The 4535-nt window shown below is 31.3% G+C and carries 6 protein-coding genes; 5 read left to right on the top strand and 1 reads right to left on the bottom strand.

The genetic code is table 11. The annotated features are described in order from the left end of the window. The first annotated feature begins 394 nt into the window (after positions 1–394). The 5 genes from FPG59_RS14210 to FPG59_RS14190 all read left to right on the top strand — a co-directional run bounded on the left by FPG59_RS14210 (position 395) and on the right by FPG59_RS14190 (position 4146). Positions 395–1087 carry a DUF1003 domain-containing protein gene (locus FPG59_RS14210; protein WP_086455237.1) on the top strand — a complete coding sequence of 231 codons (693 nt, stop codon included), beginning with the start codon at positions 395–397 and terminating at the stop codon, positions 1085–1087. Between the two features lie 184 nt (positions 1088–1271). Beyond that, positions 1272–1988, top strand: a complete 717-nt coding sequence (locus FPG59_RS14205; protein ID WP_086455236.1) for a DUF3667 domain-containing protein — start codon at positions 1272–1274, stop codon at positions 1986–1988. A gap of 193 nt (positions 1989–2181) precedes the next feature. Next, positions 2182–2751, top strand: coding sequence for a hypothetical protein (locus tag FPG59_RS14200; RefSeq protein WP_140344677.1), 570 nt, complete (start codon positions 2182–2184; stop codon positions 2749–2751). Positions 2752–2812: 61 nt separating this feature from the next. Then, positions 2813–3136, top strand: a complete 324-nt coding sequence (locus tag FPG59_RS14195; protein ID WP_086455234.1) for a hypothetical protein — start codon at positions 2813–2815, stop codon at positions 3134–3136. Between the two features lie 149 nt (positions 3137–3285). Then, entirely contained in the window at positions 3286–4146 is an 861-nt protein-coding gene (locus FPG59_RS14190) for an NAD(P)-dependent oxidoreductase (protein WP_086455233.1), read from the top strand. A 92-nt stretch (positions 4147–4238) separates the two neighbouring features. Here FPG59_RS14190 and FPG59_RS14185 read toward each other — a convergent pair whose 3' ends face one another. Further along, the gene (locus FPG59_RS14185; protein WP_086455232.1) at positions 4239–4466 is read right to left on the bottom strand and encodes a CDGSH iron-sulfur domain-containing protein; all 228 of its coding nucleotides are present in this window, start codon (positions 4464–4466) and stop codon (positions 4239–4241) included. Between the last annotated feature and the right edge of the window lie 69 nt (positions 4467–4535).

The following is a 4535-nucleotide window of genomic DNA, read 5'->3' as shown; positions in this document are numbered from 1 at the left end:
AATGTTACCATACAATATTCCAATAAAGCAGATTTTATTTATATAAATAATTTAGCATCTGTTTTATTTGTAATTACTAATCTAGTAATAGGTTTTTTAATCATTAAATCAATCTTTTTTTTAAGAAAGACAAAACCCTTAGGTTTTTTTAATATTGAAATAAAACAAAACTAATCATTGGAGACTGTAGTAATGTATTTTTATTAGATTCAAAAGCAAACTATAAGATTAGAATACATTACGGTTTTGTAATTTAGAACAACTATATTTACGGTATACATAAAGCGTTTTTAAAGTAAACTGACAATGATAATAAGTCTTGAAAAGTGTTAGTGTATTTAATTCTTTAGCTAAAAGAAGAAAATTAAATAGTATCAAAAAACATAAAACCTAAATGAAAACAAGCCACATCAGTAAAAAAGAAATTCAAAAGGGTGAAGAGGTAAAATGTTGGGATATAAGAGAAGGAATTTTCAATTTAATCAAATCAAACTTTCCCGACTTAAAACAAGACGATTATATTTCTATTGACGAATTAAATCAATACAGACGCCTTTATTTAACCTCCTTAATCATTCTAGAAAAAGGAGAAATTGCAGCCATTGATCAAGATGTAATGGAGGCCATAAAAAACAACTCCATTCTTTCTGAAAATATTCAAGATGAAATGGAGGCTGAACTCACTTTTGGACAAAAACTTGCTGATAATGTTGCTGCATTTGGTGGTAGTTGGATGTTCATCATCACTTTCTTTTCTTTCATCTTAATTTGGATGATCATTAATATTTGGTTTTTAACCACAAAACCATTTGACCCATTTCCCTTTATATTGCTTAACCTGATTCTTTCTTGCTTAGCAGCTATCCAAGCGCCTATTATTATGATGAGCCAAAACCGACAGGAACAAAAAGACAGACAGAGAAGCGAACATGATTATAAAATCAATTTAAAAGCCGAACTTGAAATAAAACTTTTGAGTGAAAAAATTGATCATTTGTTAGCCCATCAAAACAAAAAACTACTTGAAATTCAAGAAATTCAAACAGACTATCTAGAAGATTTAATGAAAGAACTCAAAAAGAAATAAAATTAAATACCAAAGCATAAATTTAAAATAATCAGCTAGTACCTAAAAACAAAACATATTCATAATGATACTTGTTCTTATTTTGTAGTTAAAATCAATTATATTTACGATTAAATTCACTTACCCTTTGAACCAAATTGGATAGCTATTAACCTACAGGCAAAATAATTAAGAATCTATAAACATGAATTGTAACAATTGTAATCAAGAATTAACCTCAAAGTATTGTCCAGAGTGCGGACAGCCAGCTGAATTAAAAAGAATTAACGGACACTACATAATTCATGAAATAGAACACGTTTTACATTTTGAACGGGGCATTTTATTTACCGTTAAAGAGTTACTAGTTAATCCTGGAAAAAACATCAGAGATTATTTCACACAAAATAGAACCCGACTTGTGAAACCAGTTATATTTATAATTGTCACTTCTCTAATTTACACCATCCTAAATAACTTTTTCAACCTTGGTGATGGATTTATTAAATATAAAGGCTTACAAAATGATACAATAAGCATAATTGTAAAATGGTTACAAGGACATTATGGATATGCAAACATATTGATGGGAGTATTAATAGCAATGTGGTTGAAAATATTTTTTAAAAAGTCCAACTATAACTTCTATGAAATCTTGATAATGCTATGTTTTGTTATAGGGATGGTAATGCTGATATTTTCGATTATTGTAATCATTGAAGGTGTAACACATTTCAAAATTATGACATTTGCAGGTGCCGTAGGTATAATGTATAGTTCTTGGGCAATTGGACATTTTTTTAATAAAGGCAAAGTTATGAGCTATATCAAGGCATTGTGTGCTTACTTATTAGGTATGATATCTTTTGGGATTATACTTGTTCTAATAGGAACTTTAATTGATTTGGTTAACAAAAGCTAATAACAATACATTCTTTTAAAGAACTACAATTAGTTCTAGCAAATAAAATAGAATCATATTTACAAAACATAATCAAAATCGGTTTTAAAGAGAGAATCGGTTCAGACACATTTTATAAAATAGATTAACCAAGCCAACCATCATGATTCTATTTTTAAAAAAATTATTTCAACCAAAAAAGAAATCGCCCCAGATGAGTACCAGTATTTTACAGTCGATATTACAAAAATCTAAGGAAAACAAAGAAATAATTTCCATTTGGCAATACAACTCAGACAAAGGCTCTCTTGTAGGATACATCACTGAAATTAACGAAGAATATATAGGGTTTAGGCATTACACCCGTTTTGGAAAACCAGATGGAATTATTTTTATCAGATTGCAAAACATAAAAAATGTAGACTTCAATGATGATTACATTAAGGTTATGGAGTGCCTTATTGAGTATTCGGACATTATTGACAAGCCATCCAACTTTGCTATTCACTTGAATCAATCCGAAAACTGGCAGTTTAGTGCTGTTTTACAATTGCATAATGCTCAGGATCAAATGGCGAGTTTTGAAATCAACGGAAATGAATTTTTCTCTGGTTTTGTTAAAGACCTTTCTAATGAAGATTTTATTCTGAATTGTGTAGCAAAAAACGGAGAAGATCTAGGAACTTCACTTTTTAAAATAGAGGATATTACTGAGGTAAGAGTGAATGATATCGATGATAGAAGACGATTGTTATTGTACAATTGGCGTAAAGCTACTTTGTAATTCATTCGTAAAAACTAAAATCATAACGCCAAATTGCATAACAATTCTCATTTATTATACGATGAAACACGCTGAATTTACTATTGAAAACAACACCATAGAATTTTGGAACACTATTCTTGGAGTTGAAAAAGTGCTTTTAAACGGAAAAAAAGTTTCAAGTAAGTTTTCTTTCTCAAGTGAAAATCATCCCATAAAACTTCAAGGCAGGAATTTAGTTTTAAAAATCAGATACTTTTCAGGAAATATGAAAATGCAATTGATGGAAAATGATCTATTGCTTGAAGAACAATCCGCTAAAATTAATATCAAACAGAGGATTTTTGCGGCTTTAATTGGAGTTGGCATAGGATTCTTACTTACTAGGCTTACGAGTTATTTATAAGTTTAAAATCAAAACTCCTCAGTCCCACATGTGCTATTGGCAAGATGGTATATTTTCCAAAATTAAACCGTACTTTAGTGTTGTTTACCTTTTGCAAGTATGCATTTAAAACCAAAAAGAAAACAAATCATTTTTTGAACTAGAACATTATGAAAAATATACAATTAGGATGGGTTGGTCTGGGCAACATGGGTAACCCAATGGTGCTTAACCTACTGAAAGCGAGTTTTAATGTATCCGTTTTTAATAGAACCAAAGAAAAAGAAGCACCTTTACTGGCTGCAGGAGCAAAATCAGCAGACAGTTTACAAGAAATTATGGCAACCTGTGACGTGGTGTTAACTATGTTATCTAATGACGCAGCAGTAAAAGAAGTTTTTGAAGGTACAACCGGTTTGTTATCGAAAGCTAATTCAGGAAAAACAATTATCAATATGAGTACCGTTTCTCCTGAAACTTCTCGCTATTTAAACACCATTTGCAACCGACATCAAGTTGCATTTATAGATGCTCCCGTTTCGGGAAGTGTAAAACCGGCACAAGATGGCACACTTGTAATTTTGGTTGGTGCTACTCCAGAAAATTTTGAAAAAGCCAAACCAATATTTGATGTTTTGGGAAAAATTGCCATTCATGTAGGCGAACCGGGCGTGGCAAGTTCAGCTAAATTAGCCATAAATTACCTATTAGGATTAAATCTTCAAGGAATAGCCGAAACGGTTTTATTTGCCGAGAAAAACGGCGTGAGCAAAGAAAACATGCTTAACATTATCAATCAAGGCGCTTGTGGTAACGGCATCACGAATATCAAAACACCTTCTATTTTAAACGATTCGTATCCAGCGGCATTTGCCTTAAAACATTTGGTTAAAGATTTAGGCTTAGCCAAAGCTGCAGGATTAGATTCGCCACTCATTCATCCTTTGTATGACAGTTATGCTGCAGCCGAAAAAGAAGGATTTGGTGATCAAGATGTAATGGCGATTATTAGTAGTTTGAAAAATAAATAGGGTTTTATAATTCTATCATATAATCAAAAAACAAGAAAAGCTACACCCTGAAAGATGTAGCTTTTCTTGTTTACTCGAATCACAAAACACTATTATTTTGTTTTCATCGGTGGCAAGTCAAATGCAGTTGGCTCATGCTCAAAACCATTGCGATGCGAACCATCGCAAAAAGGCTTGTTCACTGACAATCCGCAACGGCAAAGGCCTAATGCCGTTCTGCCTTCCAAACCATAGGTTTGACCATTGCAATCTGTAATTTCAAAATCACCTTCTATTTTTATAGAACCATTTTTATTGATTGTTAATTTAGTCTTGCTCATATTGCTGTATTTTTTTTAGAATTCAAAGATTGCAAAATATTTTAGAACCTATTCAAGATAGAGTAGTAT

The organism is Flavobacterium sp. FPG59 (genome assembly GCF_002150205.1).
Classification (GTDB): domain Bacteria; phylum Bacteroidota; class Bacteroidia; order Flavobacteriales; family Flavobacteriaceae; genus Flavobacterium.
This window is presented reverse-complemented; position numbering and strand designations above follow the sequence as displayed.